Source organism: Kosakonia sp. Marseille-Q7440 (assembly GCF_965119485.1).
In genome coordinates this window covers 1097103-1114368 of record NZ_CBCPLT010000001.1, presented here as the reverse complement: position 1 = coordinate 1114368, position 17266 = coordinate 1097103, and the positions used below count along the sequence as shown (strand labels likewise).

18 protein-coding genes are annotated in these 17266 nt (G+C 56.2%); 10 read left to right on the top strand and 8 right to left on the bottom strand.

Going from position 1 to position 17266, the window contains the following annotated elements:
* Window positions 1–128: 128 nt before the first annotated feature.
* Window positions 129–692: an alkyl hydroperoxide reductase subunit C gene (gene ahpC / locus ACWPW2_RS04995; protein ID WP_023479935.1), complete on the bottom strand. Its 564-nt coding sequence runs from the start codon at window positions 690–692 to the stop codon at window positions 129–131.
* Between the two features lie 364 nt (window positions 693–1056).
* On the opposite strand from ahpC, the gene dsbG reads away from it, so the two are divergent.
* Entirely contained in the window at window positions 1057–1803 is a 747-nt protein-coding gene (dsbG, locus tag ACWPW2_RS04990; protein WP_042715709.1) for a thiol:disulfide interchange protein DsbG, read from the top strand.
* A 4-nt stretch (window positions 1804–1807) separates the two neighbouring features.
* Here dsbG and ACWPW2_RS04985 read toward each other — a convergent pair whose 3' ends face one another.
* On the bottom strand, window positions 1808–2968 hold the full coding sequence (locus ACWPW2_RS04985; protein WP_454121799.1) for a pyridoxal phosphate-dependent aminotransferase: 1161 nt from the start codon (window positions 2966–2968) through the stop codon (window positions 1808–1810).
* A gap of 117 nt (window positions 2969–3085) precedes the next feature.
* Here ACWPW2_RS04985 and ACWPW2_RS04980 point away from each other — a divergent pair, with 117 nt between their 5' ends.
* From ACWPW2_RS04980 to ACWPW2_RS04970, 3 genes are read left to right on the top strand one after another with little or no spacing between them, the layout of a single operon-like run.
* Window positions 3086–3700, top strand: a complete 615-nt coding sequence (locus ACWPW2_RS04980; protein WP_023479934.1) for a methylthioribulose 1-phosphate dehydratase — start codon at window positions 3086–3088, stop codon at window positions 3698–3700.
* Complete coding sequence (gene mtnC / locus ACWPW2_RS04975; RefSeq protein ID WP_454121798.1) at window positions 3697–4386, top strand: acireductone synthase; 690 nt, start codon at window positions 3697–3699, stop codon at window positions 4384–4386. Before ACWPW2_RS04980 ends, mtnC begins: the two co-directional genes overlap by 4 nt.
* Window positions 4383–4925: a 1,2-dihydroxy-3-keto-5-methylthiopentene dioxygenase gene (locus ACWPW2_RS04970; RefSeq protein ID WP_124969185.1), complete on the top strand. Its 543-nt coding sequence runs from the start codon at window positions 4383–4385 to the stop codon at window positions 4923–4925. Before mtnC ends, ACWPW2_RS04970 begins: the two co-directional genes overlap by 4 nt.
* 33 nt (window positions 4926–4958) lie before the next feature.
* On the opposite strand, the gene ACWPW2_RS04965 is transcribed toward ACWPW2_RS04970, so the two are convergent.
* On the bottom strand, window positions 4959–5402 hold the full coding sequence (locus ACWPW2_RS04965; protein WP_454121797.1) for a DUF943 family protein: 444 nt from the start codon (window positions 5400–5402) through the stop codon (window positions 4959–4961).
* Window positions 5403–5447: 45 nt separating this feature from the next.
* Entirely contained in the window at window positions 5448–5675 is a 228-nt protein-coding gene (locus ACWPW2_RS04960) for a helix-turn-helix domain-containing protein (RefSeq protein ID WP_128483415.1), read from the bottom strand.
* A gap of 106 nt (window positions 5676–5781) precedes the next feature.
* Between ACWPW2_RS04960 and ACWPW2_RS04955 the strand changes: the two genes are divergently transcribed.
* The 3 genes from ACWPW2_RS04955 (at window position 5782) to ACWPW2_RS04945 (ending at window position 8873) form a co-directional block, all read left to right on the top strand.
* On the top strand, window positions 5782–6036 hold the full coding sequence (locus ACWPW2_RS04955; RefSeq protein ID WP_128483416.1) for a helix-turn-helix domain-containing protein: 255 nt from the start codon (window positions 5782–5784) through the stop codon (window positions 6034–6036).
* 392 nt (window positions 6037–6428) lie between these two features.
* Window positions 6429–7967: a methyl-accepting chemotaxis protein gene (locus tag ACWPW2_RS04950; RefSeq protein WP_454121796.1), complete on the top strand. Its 1539-nt coding sequence runs from the start codon at window positions 6429–6431 to the stop codon at window positions 7965–7967.
* Window positions 7968–8417: 450 nt separating this feature from the next.
* Complete coding sequence (locus ACWPW2_RS04945) at window positions 8418–8873, top strand: lysozyme inhibitor LprI family protein (protein ID WP_454121795.1); 456 nt, start codon at window positions 8418–8420, stop codon at window positions 8871–8873.
* Between the two features lie 146 nt (window positions 8874–9019).
* Here ACWPW2_RS04945 and melR read toward each other — a convergent pair whose 3' ends face one another.
* Complete coding sequence (melR, locus tag ACWPW2_RS04940; protein ID WP_042715696.1) at window positions 9020–9937, bottom strand: transcriptional regulator MelR; 918 nt, start codon at window positions 9935–9937, stop codon at window positions 9020–9022.
* Between the two features lie 234 nt (window positions 9938–10171).
* Between melR and melA the strand changes: the two genes are divergently transcribed.
* The 3 genes from melA to leuA all read left to right on the top strand — a co-directional run bounded on the left by melA (window position 10172) and on the right by leuA (window position 14913).
* The gene (gene melA, locus ACWPW2_RS04935) at window positions 10172–11524 is read left to right on the top strand and encodes an alpha-galactosidase (protein ID WP_454121794.1); all 1353 of its coding nucleotides are present in this window, start codon (window positions 10172–10174) and stop codon (window positions 11522–11524) included.
* A gap of 70 nt (window positions 11525–11594) precedes the next feature.
* Window positions 11595–13013, top strand: coding sequence for a melibiose:sodium transporter MelB (gene melB, locus ACWPW2_RS04930; RefSeq protein ID WP_454121793.1), 1419 nt, complete (start codon window positions 11595–11597; stop codon window positions 13011–13013).
* A gap of 229 nt (window positions 13014–13242) precedes the next feature.
* Window positions 13243–14913, top strand: coding sequence for a 2-isopropylmalate synthase (gene leuA, locus ACWPW2_RS04925; RefSeq protein ID WP_454121792.1), 1671 nt, complete (start codon window positions 13243–13245; stop codon window positions 14911–14913).
* Here leuA and ACWPW2_RS04920 read toward each other — a convergent pair.
* From ACWPW2_RS04920 to ACWPW2_RS04910, 3 genes are all read right to left on the bottom strand, one after another.
* Entirely contained in the window at window positions 14903–15664 is a 762-nt protein-coding gene (locus ACWPW2_RS04920) for an AraC family transcriptional regulator (protein WP_023479958.1), read from the bottom strand. The two genes, leuA and ACWPW2_RS04920, sit on opposite strands and share 11 nt — an antisense overlap.
* Window positions 15665–15726: 62 nt before the next feature.
* Window positions 15727–16473 carry an IucA/IucC family C-terminal-domain containing protein gene (locus tag ACWPW2_RS04915; protein ID WP_454121791.1) on the bottom strand — a complete coding sequence of 249 codons (747 nt, stop codon included), beginning with the start codon at window positions 16471–16473 and terminating at the stop codon, window positions 15727–15729.
* Window positions 16460–17257 carry an ABC transporter ATP-binding protein gene (locus tag ACWPW2_RS04910; protein WP_454123588.1) on the bottom strand — a complete coding sequence of 266 codons (798 nt, stop codon included), beginning with the start codon at window positions 17255–17257 and terminating at the stop codon, window positions 16460–16462. The genes ACWPW2_RS04915 and ACWPW2_RS04910 overlap by 14 nt, the downstream gene beginning before the upstream one ends.
* Window positions 17258–17266 lie beyond the last annotated feature (9 nt).

Here is a 17266-nt window from a genome sequence, read left to right as displayed (position 1 = left end):
CTGGATGCAACTTGAATCATGGTGTGTGGAAGAAAAACGGGTGCATTGCACCCGTTTTACGCCGGGTGGCGCTACGCTTACCCGGCCTACGTTTTGCAGACCGGGAGAGACTTTGCGCCGCCGGAAATTTAGATTTTGCCAACCAGGTCCAGGGACGGAGCCAGGGTCGCTTCGCCTTCTTTCCACTTAGCCGGGCACACTTCGCCTGGGTGAGAAGCAACATACTGAGCCGCTTTGATTTTACGCAGCAGGTCAGATGCGTCACGGCCGATGCCTTCAGCGGTCACTTCGATAGCCTGGATGATGCCCTGCGGGTCAACGATGAAAGTACCGCGGTCTGCCAGACCTTCGTCTTCACGCATGATTTCGAAGTTACGGGTCAGGGCACCAGTCGGGTCGCCGATCATCGCGTATTTGATTTTCGCGATGGTGTCAGAGCTGCTGTGCCATGCTTTGTGCGTGAAGTGGGTGTCGGTGGAAACAGAGTAAACGTCAACGCCCAGTTTCTGCAGTTCTTCGTAGTGGTCAGCCACGTCGCCCAGTTCGGTCGGGCATACGAAGGTGAAGTCAGCCGGGTAGAAGAAGAAGACGCTCCAGCGGCCTTCGGTATCTTTCTCGGTTACTTCGATGAATTCACCGTTTTTGAACGCCTGGTTTTTGAAAGGTTTGATCTTGGTGTTAATTAAGGACATCTATACTTCCTCCGTGTTTTCGTTGGGGCATAAGTTAACGAACTTTGCTTACGACGGCTAATGCGTTTGCATTATCAAATCAATAAGCGTTAGCTAACAAACGCCAACGAACAACTCTGTGAACAGACATTAGCCAAAAGTAAAAAGGCCACCGGTACGGGTGGCCTCAATATCTGAAATACCCGCGGGTGACTTCAGTGCCAGCACGCTGGCTGTGCGATACGCCTGCCATCTGTCGACGGCAAACAGGGTTGATTACACCACTCCCCTGGGAGTTCGACAATCATTATTCCCTGTCTCTTGCCTATGGCTGTGATAGGTTTAGCCTTTCTTACCTTTAGCCCCTGAATTGATAAGGATTTTTATGCTCAAGCGCCTGTTAATGCTCACCCTGCTGCCGCTGACCCTGCACGCCGAAGATCTGCCCGCGCCGGTTAAAGCCATTGAAAAGCAAGGCATTACCATCATTAAATCCTTTGACGCACCGGGCGGCATGAAGGGCTATCTGGGTAAATATCAGGAAATGGGTGTCACCATCTACGTCACGCCGGACGGTAAACACGCCATCTCGGGCTATATGTATGACGAAGCGGGCACCAATCTTAGCGAAAAGCTGTTCAATCAGGAGCTTTATGGCCCGGCCGGGCGCGAACTCTGGCAGCGGATGGAGAAAGCAGACTGGATCCTCGACGGGCAAAAAACCGCGCCGCGCGTGGTTTACGTCTTTGCCGACCCTTACTGCCCCTACTGCAAACAGTTCTGGCAGCAGGCGCGCCCGTGGGTGGAGTCCGGCAAGGTGCAGATCCGCACCTTAATGGTCGGCGTGATCAAACCGGAAAGCCCGGCGGCCGCAGCGGCGATCCTCAGCGCGAAAGATCCGGCCAAAAGCTGGCATGAGTATGAGCAGTCGAACGGCAAAATGGTGCTGGCGCTGCCGAAAACCATTCCGCCGGCGATCATGCGCTCGCTCAATCTCAATCAGAAAATCATGGACGATCTCGGGGCCAACGCCACACCCGCTATCTACTATATGAATGAAGAGAACGTGCTCCAGCAGGCGGTCGGCCTGCCGGATGCGGAAAAGCTCAAAACAATTATGGGCGAGAAGTAAGACGTTACAGCGTGCAGAGACGCTCTGCCGCCGCCAGCAGCGTCGATTCCTGTTTCGCAAAGCAGAGGCGAATCAGCTTATGCGGGAAGGGATCGGCGCAGAACACCGACAGCGGAATGGCCGCCACGCCCACCTCTTTCGTCAGCCACTGGCAAAACGCGACATCATCGAGATCGGAGATGGCGCTGTAATCCGCCAGCAAAAAGTAGGTTCCTTCGCAGGGCAAAATCTCCAGCTTGCTCTCACGCAACGCATTCACCAGCACATCGCGGCGCGCGCGGTAAAACGCCGGCAACTCGCGGTAGTGCTGCGGCTCGGCGCGCAGCATATCAGCCAGCGCCAGCTGCGCCGGGGTGTTCACCGAAAAGGTTAAGTACTGGTGCACTTTGCGCAGTTCGGCGCTGATGGCGGCGGGCGCAATGCAGTACCCCACTTTCCAGCCGGTCATGTGATAGGTTTTGCCAAACGAAGATACTGCAACCGCGCGCTCGCGCAGCTGCGGATGCTTCAGCACGCTGGCATGCCCGCCCTCGGCAAAGCAGATATGCTCGTAGACTTCATCGCTCAGCACATAGATCTCCCGATCGGCAATCGCCTGCCACAGCGCGGCAAAATCGGCCTCCTGCCACACCGTCGCCGACGGGTTATGCGGCGTATTAACAATCACCAGCCGGGTGCGATCGCTGAGCAGCGCGGCAAAAGCCTGCCAGTCAACGCGAAAGTGCGGCGGTTGCAGGGCGATGCGCTTCAGCACCCCGCCTGAAAGCTCAACCGCAGGCGCGTAGCTGTCGTAACTTGGATCGAAACAGATCACCTCATCGCCCTCGCGCACCAGTGCGGTGATCGCCGCATAGAGCGCTTCCGTCGCCCCGGCGGTGACGGTAATGTCGCTGTTCACGTCTGGCTGATGGCCATACAGTTGAGCAGTCTTCTCGGCAATGGCCTCGCGCAATGCCTGCACGCCGGTCATCGGCGCATATTGATTTGCCCCCTGCGCAACGTGATACGCCAGCCGCTCCTGCAAATAGCGCGGGCCGTCAAAATCCGGGAAACCTTGCGACAGGTTAATCGCCTGATGCTGCTGGGCGAGCGCGCTCATTTGCGTGAAGATAGTGGTGCCTAAAGCGGGGAGTTTACTCTCAGGAATCAAAGGGTTATTGCGCATCTTTTCGTGCCTGCTGTCGAGACTCAAGTTGCCGCCACTATAACACGATGCTAGTATTTGGCAATCAAGACGCTTAGACGTCTATATCACAACGATATTCCTGATAAGGAAAACGCGATGACCGACAACCTGCAACTCCAGCAACTTGTTTCTGCCTGCCACTGGATCGGCGCTAAAGGGTGGGCACCCGCGACGGGCGGTAATATGTCCCTGCGCCAAAGTGCCGAATGGTGCTGGCTGAGCGAGTCCGGCAAAGATAAAGGCAGCCTGACGCCGGAGGATTTTTTGCAGGTTTCCATCGCCGATAACCATGCGCCATCCGGACGCAAACCCTCCGCCGAAACCGGCCTGCATACCCTGATTTATCGCCTCTACCCTGACGCTAACGCGGTGCTACATGTGCACACTGTCAACGCCACCGTGCTGTCGCGGGTGGAGAAAAGCGCCGCGCTGCAACTGAGCGGGTATGAGATGCAAAAATCCCTCAGCGGGCAGCAGACGCACCTCGATAGCGTGCCGATTGCCATTTTCGACAATGATCAGGATATCGACGCGCTCGCCGGGCGCATCGCCGCTTATGCCGAATCAAACCCGTTACGTTATGGTTTTCTGCTGCGCGGCCACGGGTTAACCTGCTGGGGGCGCGACGTCGCCGAAGCGCGCCGTCACCTCGAAGGGCTGGAGTTTTTATTTGAATGCGAATTGCAACGCCGACTGCTGGAGAGATTATGATCCGCGCGATTGTCACCGATATAGAAGGCACCACCAGCGATATCCGCTTTGTGCACAACGTTCTCTTCCCCTACGCCCGCGAGCGGCTGGCGGGTTTTGTCACCGCGCAGCAGTATCAGGAACCGGTCAGCACCATTCTCGATAATCTGCGAGAAGAGATTGCGCAGCCGAACGCCACCAGCGCCGAGCTTATCGAGGTGCTGTTCGCGTTTATGGATGAAGACCGCAAATCGACGGCGTTGAAAGCATTGCAGGGCATTATTTGGCGCGATGGCTACATAAACGGCGATTTTACCGGCCACCTCTACCCCGACGTGCTGCCCGCACTGGAGAACTGGAAGGCGCAGGGCATTGATCTCTATGTATATTCCTCTGGCTCCGTTGCTGCGCAAAAACTGTTATTTGGCTACAGCGACGAAGGTGATATTACTCATCTCTTCAGCGGCTATTTCGACACGCTGGTCGGTGCCAAGCGCGAAGTGCAGTCCTATCGCAATATCGCCGCACAGCTTGCGCTACCGCCCTCTTCTATTCTCTTCCTCTCCGACATTCATCAGGAGCTGGACGCTGCCGAAGAGGCCGGTTTTCGCACCACGCAACTGATTCGCGATGATGATGACGCAGCCAGCCATCATCACCAGGTTAACTCATTCAGCACCATCAAGCCGGAGCAGATCCCCTCATGAGCGCACTGACGATTTACACCGACACCGATGCCAGCACGCCGGTATGGCACAGCACCGACGCCACAGAGATTCAGCAGAAGCTGAATGCGAAAGCGGTGCGCTTTGAGCGCTGGCAGGCCGACCGCGATTTGGGCGCTAACCCAACACCGGAAACGGTGATCAACGCCTATCAGCACGCTATCGACAAGCTGGTGGAGGAGAAAGGCTACCAGAGCTGGGATGTGATCAGCCTGCGCGCCGACAACCCGCAAAAAGAGGCGCTGCGCAGCAAATTCCTCAGCGAACACACCCACGGCGAAGATGAAGTGCGTTTCTTTGTCGAAGGTGCCGGGCTCTTCTGCCTGCATATCGGCAACGAAGTCTACCAGGTGCTGTGCGAGAAGAACGATCTCATCTCCGTTCCCGCCGGCACACCGCACTGGTTCGATATGGGTTCAGAACCGAACTTCACGGCGATCAGGATTTTTGATAACCCCGAGGGGTGGATCGCGCAGTTTACCGGTGATGCGATTGCGGATGGGTATCCGAGATTGGCGTAAACAAAAAGGGCTCCGCAGAGAGCCTTTAATCTTTTAATCGACCTTCTTCAGTTCACCGCTCTGCCTGAGAATGTACGCATCGTCATCAATATCGAACTGGATATCGCCATTTTTTCGGTAACGGACAATCATCAAAATATCTTTATCAAGGCAGTTCTTAGGTGCCTTCATATCGTCAAAACAGAGGCGATCCTCTTTGCCTGACTCCTGATAGCCTTCGCCAAAACGGTAGATGTAGTAATTCAAAGCGCGATTATGGATTTGCGCGTCATCTTCGTTGGCGAGGATATTTTTGCTTTCATCCCGCCACCACGCAATTTTCTTCGCATCTGATAGTGGCAACTGGTCAACGACAACAACCGGGGCGTAGTTATCTTTATGAATGGCAATGATTTTTACGGGAACGGTGATGAATACATAGTAAAAAATGAGTAAAGCACCCGCCATAAAGCAGCAAATCGATATTCCCTTTTTCATGCAAAAACTCCATATGGAGGGGCAATGAATCTTGTGTCATGCCATTCACTTAATGATTTTTAGTACGTCTTCCACCGCCAGCCCCACCAACCTCGCCAGATGTACAAACTCCACCACATCCAGCCTCCTTTCGCCGCTCTCGATTTTGGCGATAAAGGATTGTGGTCGCCCGAGCGCCTCAGCAAGCTGCATCTGCGTGATGCCCTGCGCTTTACGCGCTTGCTTAAGTGCCGCGATAACGCGCTGGTACTCGTCTGAGTAGACAGAAGCCATAAATTCGATCCCTTAAAAATATCCTGAAATCGAATATCTACCCATTGCCATTTTATCCCAAAACAGGATAATTGAGTGCATAACAGCCACGTGTAAGGAGAACACTATGGAACATCAGAACTGGCACCATGCTGACATTCTCGCCGCGCTGAAAAAGCGCGGGATGAGCCTGGCGGCGTTATCGCGTTCAGCAGGGTTATCATCGTCAACGTTAGCTAACACGTTGTATCGCCCCTGGCCGAAGGGTGAATACATCATTGCTCATGCTCTCGATCTCACTCCCGACGCCATCTGGCCGGAGCGCTACAAAGATGCTCAAGGGAACAAAATCAGGCGTCGTTTGCGTCAGGTTCCTTGCTAAGCGTTGGATATAAAACAGAGCTTTTCTTCCTACTGCCCAATTTTTTGGGCGGTAGTCTATTCAGGCACTCTTTTGATTTACCAACTTTATAATTAAGTTTAAATTAAAAACAATTTAAATACACTAAACTCTAAAGCTAATAAAGATTGAGAATGTACAATATATCCACAAGTCCCCATCAAAACAGGCGGAATATATTATATAAAGCATTCACAACACATTTATTTAGCCTTATTAACCTTTGTATTTAATCACTATTCCCCCGCAATCCGTGTCGAGATCAAAAAAGGCTTAAAAGACTCCCTTTTTTATAATGTTCTGGCTGAAGGTTTCACTTTAGTCGCCGATAAAAATAGCATCCGCGTTGGATATGGATTGCACCTGAGGCCGTTATGACTATTTTAAGAAAATTAATTATTGTTTTTGCCATCACCTTTATTGCGATGCTTGTGCTGGGCGGATTAAGCATCAGGGCATTAGATAATGCGCAAACGCGTTTTGACTATGTTGTGTCAAATAGTCTGCCGAGCATCAGCAAGCTGAGCGAAGCGGTGCAGCACCGCGAAGAGGCAAGACGCCAGATCCTGATGTCTCTGCTGGTGACCGATGAAGCGGTGTTTACCAAACATATGGCGCAGGCGAAAGATGAGTTAAATAAAACTCGCCAGATCTTTGATGAGTACCAGGCCAATTTGGTCAGCGATCCCGTCGACGGTCAATTACTGAAAAAGACGCGTGATATTTTTGATGATTATGTGCAAAAAACCGAGGCGATGTCTGATACCTACCATAACCAGGGAATAGAAGCGGCGCGTCTGATGGTCTCCGACGGCGGTGTTACTGCCAATGCATCAGTGGCATTAAGTGCCGGTTTAAAAGAGATGCTGGCGCATAATTATAGTATTGCGAAAGAGTATGCCGAAAATAACCATACGCAATATATCAATACCTTCTGGCTGTTAGTGGGCACGATTGTCTTTCTGGTTGCGCTGGTCGCGGTCTTCGCCACGGTTATTCTGCGCTACTTAAGTAAAGGCTTAAAAAGTTTGCAGGAGAGCATGGGATTAATCAGCCGCTCTCTCGATTTAACCCATAAAGTGGCGCTGAATAATAACGATGAACTCGGCGCGACGGCAGCAAGTTTTAACGCGCTGATGGATAAAATCCGCCACGTATTAGCCAGCGTAAAAGATGCCAGTAACGAAGTGGATACCGCCGCCAGCGAGATCGCCAAAAGCAATGATGATCTCTCTTCGCGCACCGAGTCTCAGGCATCGTCGCTGGAGCAGACCGCAGCCAGCATGAATGAGCTGTCGGTAACGGTGAAACACAATATGGACAACGCCAAAGAGGCGAATACCTATATCGGCCGCGTGCAGACGATGGTCAATGAGAGCCACCGCGAACTCAGTTCGCTGCAAAAATCGATTGATGATATTTCGGCTTCTTCCGCGAAGATTTCGGAAATTACAGACATCATTGACGGCATTGCGTTCCAGACCAATATCCTGGCGCTTAACGCCGCCGTTGAAGCCGCCCGCGCGGGTGAGCAGGGTAAAGGTTTTGCGGTGGTCGCAGGCGAAGTGCGCTCGCTGTCCCAGCGCTCATCCGTTGCGGCGCGCGATATTCGTGGTCTGATTGATGAAGCGATTAAGAATGTCGGCCAGGGGGTGAATTACGCCGCCAATGTCACCACGCGCATGAACGATGCCCTCGGCGCAGTGGATGAAACCACAGTGCTGATAAACCAGGTGAATAACTCATCCACCGAGCAGAGCTACGGTATTGAGCAGGTTAACGTCGCCGTCAGCCAGATGGAAGGCAACCTGCAACAGAACGCCGCGATGGTGGAAGAGATGGCCACCGCCGCCAACTCGCTCAGCCACCAGGCCGGCAAGCTGTTGAATGATGTGAACGCCTTTAAGCTGTAACCGAAATGCCATTGCCGGATGGCGGCTCACGCCTTATCCGGCCTACGTAATTCCCCGCCGGATGATGCCCAACATAACTCCGGCATTTTTGTAGGCCCGATAAGCGCAGCGCCATCGGACAATGCGCCGGATGGCGGCTCACGCCTTATCCGGCCTACGTAATTCCCCGCCGGATGGTGCCCAACATTATTCCGGCATAACCGTAGGCCCGATAAGCGCAGCGCCATCGGGCAATGTGCCGGATGATGCCCAACATAATTCCGGCACATCCGTAGGCCCGATAAGCGTAGCGCCATCGGGCATCTGCATTTGACAATCCTTCATGCCAGTAGCAAAGATAACTCGCCGCAATAAATGGTCTGCCGCGCTGAGAAGCCTTAATTAATGGCATATATAAAACAGCGATTACAGGGCTACTGAACCTATCGACGTAAGGATGATGCTCCCAGGATGAAACGCCTTTCTCCCCTTCTCTTTTTACTCTCTCTTCTGCCATCAATCTCTGGTGCGATGCCACTCCACATAGGGAGTGAATTACAACACTGCCTTAGCCTACCCGCGTATGGGCACAATACTGATACGCAAGAGAAATGCAAAAGCGCATTGTTGAAAAGCTCAAGCGACTCGTTAAATCACGCCGTTCATTTGCTGCACGAGAATATAGCCAGCAACTATGACGACCCTTACCGCCTCAATGACAGCGAGGGCAAAAAAATCAAAGATATCTTCTGGGAGAACTTTCAGGAGTCTCAACAAGCCTGGGTCATCTCAAGAGATAAATTATGTACGGCGAACGCAGCGTTAGTCGGAGAGTGGGCGGCAAGCCGGGATGAGTTAAAAACGCAGTGCATTCTCGATCAAAACAGAGATCGGCAGCAGTTTATAAAAATGACATGGCTAAAGTGATCACCTTTCACACCTTGGCTCTGGTTTCATCGGGCAATCGCCGGATGGCGGCTAACGCCTTATCCGGCCTACATAGCCAGCGCATTCCGTAGGCCCGATAAGCGTAGCGCCATCGGGCAATGCGCATATCTGGCAGACCCGCCACTTCACCCCGCATGCTGCTGGCGTCGCAGCTGGCTGAGCTTTCGGTATTTCTGCGGCGGCATGCCGACATACTTCTGAAAGGTGCTGTAAAAGCGGCTGCTGGAGCCGAACCCGGCGGTGAGCGCGATATCAAGGATCGTTTTATCGGTATCGCTCAGCAGTGCTCGAACGTGGTTGATGCGCATAGCGGTGATGTACTGCTTCATGGTCAGTTGCATCACGCGCTGGAAAATGCCCATCGCATAGTTGGGATTGAGCTTCACATGCTCGGCGATGGCGTTAATCGTCAGCACCTGATCGTAATTGACCGCAATAAACTCCAGCATCTGGCTGACGTAAAACTGCGCATGGCGCGAGACGCTGTTTTTATGGGTGCGCGAGGTTTTATTGACGAGGATCGGCTGCCAGCCGGAGAGGCTAAAGCGCTTGAGCATCAGGGCAATCTCCTCAATCGCCAGCTGGCGCAACTGCTCGTTGTCGCTGTTGAGTTCATGCTGCCAGCGCTGCACTTCAAACGCGCTTAGCTGCTGGGCGGCGAGGGATTTGATCACCATCCCGTGGGTGACGTGGTTGATCAGTTCACGATCCAGCGGCCAGGAGAGAAACAGGTGCATCGGCAGGTTAAAAATCGCCATCTGCGTACAGTCGCCGGGGCGCGTTAGCTGGTGCGGGGTACAGGCCCAGAACAGGGTGATATACCCCTGTTTAATGCGCACCACTTCGTTATTGATCAGGTACTCGACATCGCCATCAAACGGCACATTCACTTCCACCTGGCCATGCCAGTGGCTGGCGGGCATCGCCAGCGGCGCGCGCAGCTCAATCTCCATACGCTGGTATTCCGAGTAGAGCGACAGCGGGCCGCGCGTGGTTTTCTCATCCCCGCTGCACATATCTGCTCTGATAAGTTCTTTTGCCATCGATCCTTCCCGCATCATCACTTTCGCGCTTCACCGCGCCCTCACCTGCTCTAGTTTAGTGAAAGCCGTTGCCATTAACTCTGCTTAAGCGCCCATTTTCTCCCGGAAACTCAGATCGCGCGCGGCGCATTACGCGATCTGAGTTTTCGGGAATCTCCCGCCGGGAAGAAGGCAGATGGCGCAGGCCTGCCGTGCCACGCTCAGAACGTACAACCACATCTGGGAGAAAGGTTCATGTCTGCACCAAAAATCACTTTTATCGGCGCCGGTTCCACGGTGTTTGTCAAAAACATTCTCGGCGACGTGTTCCAGCGTCCGGCACTGAAAAACGCGCAGGTAGCGCTGATGGATATTGACGCCACGCGCCTTGAGGAGTCGCACATCGTGGTGCGCAAACTGATGGATTCGGTCGGCGCTTACGGGAACATCAGCTGCCATACGGATCAAAAAACGGCGTTAAAAGAGGCCGATTTTGTGGTCGTCGCGTTCCAGATTGGCGGCTACGAACCCTGCACCGTCACCGATTTTGAAGTGTGTAAACGCCACGGTCTTGAGCAGACCATCGCCGACACCCTCGGCCCCGGCGGCATCATGCGCGCCCTGCGCACCATCCCTCACCTGTGGCAGATTTGTGAGGATATGACCGACGTCTGCCCGAACGCGACGCTTTTGAACTACGTCAACCCGATGGCGATGAATACCTGGGCGATCTATGCCCGCTACCCGCATATCAAACAGGTTGGATTATGCCACTCGGTGCAGGGCACCGCGGAGGAGCTGGCGCGCGATCTCGATCTCGACCCGGCCTCGTTACGCTACCGCTGCGCCGGGATCAACCATATGGCCTTTTACCTGTCGCTGGAGAAAAAGCAGCAGGACGGCAGCTATGTCAGCCTCTATCCCGAGCTGTTGCAGGCCTATGCCGAGAAACGCGCGCCGAAGCCAAACATGCACGGCAACCCGCGCTGCCAGAACATTGTGCGCTATGAGATGTTCAAAAAGCTCGGCTACTTCGTTACCGAATCCTCGGAACACTTTGCTGAATATACGCCGTGGTTTATCAAGCCGGGACGCGAGGATTTACTTGAACGCTACCAGGTGCCGCTCGATGAGTACCCGAAACGCTGCGTGGAACAGCTGGAAACCTGGCAGAAGGAGCTGGCGGAGTACAAAACCGCCGATCGCATTGAGGTGAAAGCCTCGCGGGAGTATGCCAGCACCATTATGAACGCCATCTGGACCGGCGAGCCGAGCGTAATCTATGGCAACGTGCGTAACGATGGGCTGATCGACAACCTGCCGGAAGGGTGCTGCGTCGAAGTGCCCTGCCTGGTCGATGCTAACGGCATTCAGCCGACCAAAGCCGGCAAGCTGCCCGCTCATCTTGCGGCGATGATGCAGACCAACATCAATGTGCAGACGCTGCTCACCGAAGCGGTGCTGAGCGAAAACCGGGATTATGTCTATTACGCCGCACTGATGGATCCGCACACCGCGGCGGTGCTTGGTATCGATGAAATCTATGCGCTGGTGGATGACCTGATCGCAAGCCACGGCGAGTGGCTGCCCGCGTGGCTGCATCGCTAACGCATTAGCCGGGCCGCGCGCCCGGCGGTTTTGCAACCCTTCCGACACTGAAAGAGGCAATCGGTACCCTATGAGTATTTCAATCACAACAAAGCTCAGCTACGGATTTGGTGCATTTGGTAAGGATTTTGCGATCGGCATCGTCTACATGTACTTGATGTATTACTACACCGATATTGTCGGCCTGTCGGTCGGCATGGTCGGCACGCTCTTTCTGGTGGCGCGCATTCTCGACGCGCTGGCCGACCCGATCATGGGCTGGATCGTCGACTGCACCCGCACGCGCTGGGGCAAGTTCAAGCCGTGGATTTTAGTCGGCACGCTGACCAACTCGCTGGTGCTCTATATGCTGTTCAGCGCCCACCACTTTACCGGCACCACGCAGCTGGTGTGGGTATGGGCGACCTATCTGCTGTGGGGTTTCACCTACACGATTATGGATGTGCCGTTCTGGTCGCTGGTGCCGACCATAACGCTGGACAAGCGCGAGCGCGAACAGCTGGTGCCCTACCCGCGTTTTTTCGCCAGCCTCGCCGGGTTTGTCACCGCGGGGATCGCACTGCCGTTTGTGAACGCCGTCGGCGGAGCGGATCGCGGGTTTGGCTTTCAGATGCTGACGCTGGTGCTGATCGCCTTTTTTATCCTCTCGACCATCGTCACCCTACGCAATGTGCATGAGGTCTACTCCTCTGATAAACAGGGCGGTGAACAGAGCGCGCCAATGAACCTGAAAGCGATGCTGCAACTGATTATTAAGAACGATCAGCTCGCCTGCCTGCTGGTGATGGCGCTGGCTTACAACACCGCAGCCAACGTCATCGAAGGCTTTGCGATCTACTACTTCACCTATGTGATTGGCGATGTCGACCTCTTCCCCTACTACATGTCCTATGCGGGCGTCGCGAACCTGCTGATCCTGATGCTTTTCCCGAAGCTGGTAAAACTCTTCTCACGCCACGTGCTGTGGGCGGGTGCATCGGTGCTGCCGATTGTCAGCGGCGGCGTGCTGCTGTGGATGGCGCTGCTCGGCCAGACTCACGCATGGGTGATTTTGCTGGCGGGCGTGCTGTTTAGCATCGGCAAAGCCTTCTTCTGGGTGTTACAGGTGATTATGGTTGCCGACACCGTCGATTACGGCGAATACAAACTCAATGTGCGCTGTGAGAGCATCGCCTACTCGGTGCAGACGCTGGTGGTGAAAGCGGGCGCGGCCTTTGCGGCCTACTTTATCGCCGTGGTGCTCGGGGTGATTGGGTATGTGCCGAACGTGGCGCAGTCCGCCAGCACCTTAATGGGCATGCAGCTGATTATGCTGGCGCTCCCCGCCTGCTTCTTCGTCATCTCGCTGCTGGTCTATTTCCGCTTCTACAAACTCAATGGCGATATGTTACGCCGCATTCAAATCCATCTGCTGGATAAGTATCGGCATGTTGGCAATGCCAATGCACCGCAGACGCCGCCGGTGGTAGGCGACCGGGTGCAGGCGTAAGTGCGCGTTATTGCCGGATGGCGGCTAACGCCTTATCCGGCCTACGCTCTTATCCGACATACACTCCCGTAGGCCCGATAAGCGCAGCGCCATCGGGCAATGCACCGTGCCTTATCCGGTCATCACTTCCCTGCGAATTGTCACTTTTACGCAACAGGTTGTCAGCTGCGCGGGCGCGCGCATCCGCTGCGGTGTGGAAACTAAAACCACACCCTGTGGAGAGCCAAAAATGTTAACTAACCCTGCTGATAAATATCACCCCCATACCCCGCTGCCGCTGCGCGATCGCCGCTGGCCGGATAACGTCCTGACCCACGCGCCGCGCTGGCTGTCGACGGATTTACGCGACGGCAACCAGGCTCTCGCCGAGCCGATGGATGCGCCGCGCAAACTGAAATTCTGGGATCTCCTGCTGGAGTGCGGCTTTAAGGAGATTGAGGTTGCCTTCCCTTCCGCGTCGCAAACGGACTTTAACTTTGTGCGCCAGCTGATCGAGGAGCAGCGCATCCCTGAAGATGTCACCATTCAGGTGTTAACCCAGGCACGTGAGGATCTGATTCGCCGCACCTTTGAATCCTTGCAGGGCGCGCGCCGCGCGACGGTGCACCTCTACAACGCCACCGCGCCGGTGTTCCGCGAGCAGGTTTTCCGCCAGAGCAAGGAGGAGATCGTCGCGCTGGCGGTCAATGCGGCGCGGCAAATCCGCACGCAGTGCGAAGCCGCACCCGAAACGCAGTGGGTGTTCCAGTATTCGCCGGAAACTTTTTGCTTCACCGAAGCGGAGTTCGCGCTGGCGATTTGCGAAGCGGTGGCCGATGTCTGGCAGCCGGATTCCACGCGGCCAATGATCATCAACCTGCCGGCCACTGTTGAAGTGAGCATGCCCAATGTCTATGCCGACCAGATTGAGCACTTCTGCCGCCACTTCTCGCGCCGCGAGCAGGTGTGCATCAGCGTGCATACCCATAACGATCGCGGCACCGGTATTGCCAGCGCCGAGCTGGCAATGCTGGCAGGCGCGGAGCGGGTTGAAGGCTGCCTGTTTGGCAACGGCGAGCGCACCGGCAATGCCGATCTGGTGACGCTGGCGCTCAACCTCTACACCCAGGGCATCGCGCCGGGCCTTGAGTTTAGCCAGATGAAAAAGGTGGTGGAGGTGGTCGAGGAGTGTAATCAGTTGCCGGTTGCGCCGCGCCACCCGTACGCCGGAGAACTGGTGTTTACCGCCTTTTCCGGCTCGCATCAGGACGCGATTAAGAAAGGGTTTGCCGCGCGGCAAAACAGCCCGGCGGATATCTGGCAGGTGCCCTATCTGCCGCTCGACCCGGCGGATATTGGCTGTAGCTACGAAGCGGTTATCCGCGTCAACAGCCAGTCGGGCAAGAGCGGCGCGGCCTGGCTGCTGGAGCAGAACCACGGCCTGACCTTGCCGCGTAAGCTTCAGCAGGAGTTCAGCGGGCATGTGCAGCAGGCGGCGGACAGCGCGGGCAAAGAGATGTCGCAAATGGCGATCTGGAATCTGTTTCGCCAGACCTATGGCCTGGTGGATCATCCACCGCTGGCGTTGATTGAGTATGTCTGCACCAACCAGCCGGGGCAGCGCACCACTCTGCACGCGGAGATCCGCTGGCATAACGAGACGCTGAAGCTGGATGCAACGGGCAACGGTTTTCTCTCGGCGGCGTTAACCGCGCTGTGTCGCAGCCTGCGCGTTGAGATCAATATTGAGAGCTACCACGAACACACCCTCGGCAAACACAGCGACAGCCGCTCGGTAGCCTATGTCTGCTGTACCAACGCGCGCGGCGAGCGCGCATGGGGCGTCAGTATCGACAGCGATATCACCCGCGCCTCACTGCAGGCGGTGCTTAACGCTGCGCAGCCCTTTATCACTGGGTAAAGTAGTCGCCGGGCGGCACGCCCATCACCCGACGAAACATGGCGCTAAAGGCGCTGGGGGTGGCATAGCCGCACTCCAGCGCCACCTGCGTCACCGGCTCGCCGTTTGCCAGCCGCGTCAGGGCGATCAGCAGCCGCGCGCGGCGCACCCATTCGCTAAACTGCAACCCGGTCTGCTGGTAGAAGTGACGCGCGAGCGTGCGCCCGCTCATATTCACCTGCCGCGCGGCGTGCTCCAGCGTCCACGCCTGCGTCGGCGTTTGCCGTATCGCGTCGCACAGCGGCTTTAAGCGTGCCGAAGTCGGCTCCGGCAGGCAAAACGGCAGCGTATTCATCAGCCGGATCTCATCCAGAATCAGCTCATAGATGCGCTCGGCGCGGCTACCGGGCTGGTAACTCTCATCCAGCCGCAACGCCTCGACCATCAGGGCGCGCAGCAGATCGTTGACGCGCACCACCTGGCACACCACCGGTAAATCGGCCCTCGCCAGCGGCTCGACAAACACCCCGCGCGCCTGCACATCGCCCTCAATAAAGAGCGTGTGCACCACCTGCGCCGGGATCCACACCCCGCGTCCTGGTGGCACGATCCAGATCCCCTGCTCCGTCTCCACGCGGATGACGCCGCTCAGGGTGTGGATCAGTTGATCGCAGGGGTGCGAATGCCACGGCTCATGCTCCCCGTGCCGGTAGTCATGGGCGTAGGGGATCAACGCGCGGTGGGAGAAATCGAGTGCAAATGTCTGTTTCACGGCGTGACCGTTGGCGATTGATCAGGAAGCTTTACCATAATCACCGCCGCCTGCGCTGTCACCTACTTAACCCGGCAGAGCGGGCAGTTGAGGCAATACTCCACCGGCTGTGAGGCTTTGTAGTAAAAACAGCAGGTGCGGCGAAAACGCACCGCCTCGCCAGCGCCATTGCGCTGCGCCCGGCGGCGAAAACGCTTAAGCGGGTTCCAGTTCAGGCCGAACAGCGCCGGGTCGGCCTCAGCAATCAGCCAGGCGAAATCCGCCTGCTGACGCGCGGCCTGCGCCTCATTCAGCCCCTCCATGCGCCCTTCATAGAGCGAGTAGACGCGCACCGCGCAGTTCTCCCAGAGGATTTGCGCAGGCAGGCCGCTCACCGCTGAAAGGCGCTGCCAGAGCGGGGTTATAAAGTCGCGAAACAGCCCGCCGACCACCTTTTCGCGCCACGCGTCCCGCGCGCCGGGCGCATAGCCGGTTACGGTAAGCGCGGCGGGGAGTGACGAGGTCCACAAACCGTTGTCATGGGCATACTCCAGACGGCTGGCGTCGAGGGAGAGATGCAGCCCTTTATCAAACACGCTCATCCCATAGAGCACATTCCCGGTCAGCAGAAAGGAGAGCCGCTTGGTCAGCAGCGACGCGGCGATGGCGCGATCCGGTGCGCCAATCAGCGGCATAATCGTATCGAGCACGTCGGCGCAGATTTCGGCGTTAAGCATCTCGCCGCTCACCACGCTGCGTGCATCGGCCTCCTCCAGCGCGCGCAGGCGAAACGCCTTACGCAGGTAAGCGAGTTCGTCAGGGTTCAGCATGGTGATCACCTGGAAACGGAATACACATCGGCGTATGGAAAAAGGGATCGTCAATGATGCGACAGCGCAGGTTAAAGACGTGGCTCACCAACGCTTCGGTCATGATCTGCTGCGGCGCGCCCTCGGCAACAACCCGCCCTTCACGGATAGCGACCAGGTGATCGGCGTAGCGGCAGGCGAGATTGAGATCGTGCAGCACCATAATGATAGTTTTGCCCTGCCGCCGGTTGAGATCGCGCAGCAGTTCGAGGATCTCCACCTGGTGCGCCAGATCGAGCCAGGTGGTCGGCTCATCAAGCAGCAGCGTGTCGGTGGCCTGCGCTAGTGTCATTGCAATCCACACCCGCTGGCGCTGACCGCCGGAGAGCGCTTCCACCGGGCGGTGCTGCAACGCCGTGGTCGCGGTTAAGCGCAGCGCCTCATCGACATGGCGATCGTCCTCAACTGACCACTGCCGCAGCCAGTTTTGATAGGGAAAGCGCCCAAGACTCACCAGCTGGCGCACGGTGATGCCTTCCGGTGCCACCGGCGTTTGCGGCAAAATCGCCAGCTTGCGCGCCACTTTCGCGCTGGAGGTGGCATGAATATTCATTCCGTGGAGAGTGACCGTGCCGGATTGCGGCGTGATTAGGCGCGCCATCGCTTTTAACAGCGTGCTTTTGCCGCAGCCGTTGCTGCCAATCAGCACCGAAACCTTGCCCGTCGGCAGGGTTAAATCGAGCCCGTCGATCACCTGCCGCTGCGCGTAGCTGACGCTCAGTTTTTCCGTTATCAGAGACACAATTTCCCCATT